Source organism: Parabacteroides bouchesdurhonensis, assembly GCF_900186615.1.
In the GTDB taxonomy this organism is placed as follows: Bacteria; Bacteroidota; Bacteroidia; order Bacteroidales; family Tannerellaceae; genus Parabacteroides; species Parabacteroides bouchesdurhonensis.
Genome location: NZ_LT896588.1, coordinates 1,137,094 through 1,138,619, shown reverse-complemented (window position 1 = coordinate 1,138,619; position 1,526 = coordinate 1,137,094). Strand labels below are relative to the sequence as shown.

Genomic DNA, 1,526 nt, shown 5'->3' with positions numbered 1-1,526 from the left:
AAAGCTTCCTCGAAAATAACTTTTGTGTAGGTTCTAATTGAAGGACAATGGAACCTCCCAGAAAATTTCCAAGACTCTCAAACATCAGGATTTTGAAAATATCGGAAGTAATGCCATAAGGAATATTTGACACCACTTTGAAAGGAAATTTCGGAACTGCAAAATTCCTAAAATCACAACCGACAACTTGAACATTTCGGGCATCAGAAAATAATTTTCGTAAATGTTCAACCAAAGCTGTGTCGTTTTCAATAGCAACAACATTGTTGGCGATTTTTAATAAATGAACAGTAAGAAACCCCTTGCCTGCCCCAATATCTAAAACCGTATCCTGATTACTTATATTTGCTTGTCTTATTGCATCTTTTATTAGCACTTTATCAATAGTAAAGTGCTGACCCGTAAAACGAACGGGCAATTTCTTTTTTGTCATTAGTAACTTCTTACAGGATAATTTCGATATTTGTCTTTAGAATTTTCACACAAGCATAGCCTAGTCCATCAATCATAACTCCTACGATAGAACTTTTATTATCAGCCTCACTAACCACTCCCTCAAGCCCTTTCAATGGACCAAATATCACTCGAACAGCATTTCCAATTGTTAGATTAGCAACAATAGTTACCTCACTTTCTGCTTTTTCAAGCAAGAACTTCAGACGCTCAATTTGATAATCGGGAATAGGAGTTGCAAATTTCTTTTTATCCTCATCGGTACCAGGTAAAGCTAAGAGTTTGAAAATATACGATTGGCTGCGCAACCATTCTTCTTCATTTACTGTTGCACGAACAAACACGACCATTGGCATAATGAGTCGGTTGACTTTTTTCTTCCGGTCACTCCATTGATGTATTTCTTGCTGTATGGGAATATAAGTTTCGTAACCTGCCTTGCCCAATTGGGTAGCTGTTTTTTTCTCACAATTCATTTGAACAAGAACGGCAATCCAACGTTTTGGGCACGCTTCGCGGTCGTTTGTCCCATTGGCAAACGATTCTTCTCCCTTGTGGTATACATCTTGGACACACATATTCTTGCTATTTTTTTCATCTCCTTGTAGGAGATGAGTGTTCTCTATTATATAGTTAATAATTATGATATTATGTGTGTATTTGTATGAGTTTTGTCACACAAACAAGAGTATTAGGGAATTTTTCTGTCTAAGTATGAAAAAAAGTCCTTAAAAAAGAATTGAGTTTGCTAGAAAACAACTATTTTTGCAGATATATGCTCATCTCCTACAAGGAGATAGATATTTTACCTAAACAATTTGACACATCAACAAAAAAGGAGTCCATTGAATGACTCCTCTTGTATAATTCTTAATTACAGCAATTTCAGTATTTTGCGATTGGCTTTATCTATTACCTGTGTTTCTAAAGAAGCAAGATAAATTTGTGTGGTACTTTCCGAATCATGTCCCATCCCTTCGCTAATAATTGAAATCGGTATTCCTTCACTTCGTGCAATGCTAGCCCAGGAATGGCGGGCACAGTACATGGTCAATGGTATTGGCAAATTCAAA

3 protein-coding genes are annotated in these 1,526 nt (G+C 36.2%); all 3 read right to left on the bottom strand.

Going from position 1 to position 1,526, the window contains the following annotated elements:
• The coding region (locus C1721_RS16570; protein WP_159063534.1) for an rRNA adenine N-6-methyltransferase family protein at positions 1 to 433 on the bottom strand (433 nt) is incomplete at its 3' end.
• Positions 434 to 443: 10 nt separating this feature from the next.
• Positions 444 to 1,031, bottom strand: a complete 588-nt coding sequence (locus tag C1721_RS16565) for a UpxY family transcription antiterminator (RefSeq protein ID WP_102407388.1) — start codon at positions 1,029 to 1,031, stop codon at positions 444 to 446.
• Between the two features lie 296 nt (positions 1,032 to 1,327).
• On the bottom strand, positions 1,328 to 1,526 hold a 199-nt coding region (locus C1721_RS16560), incomplete at its 5' end, for a tyrosine-type recombinase/integrase (protein ID WP_159063535.1).

What these genes read in the sequence shown, in the direction of transcription:
- C1721_RS16565 (WP_102407388.1), bottom strand. Translation starts at nt 1,031, where the DNA reads ATGTGTGTCCAAGATGTATACCACAAGGGAGAAGAATCGTTTGCCAAT.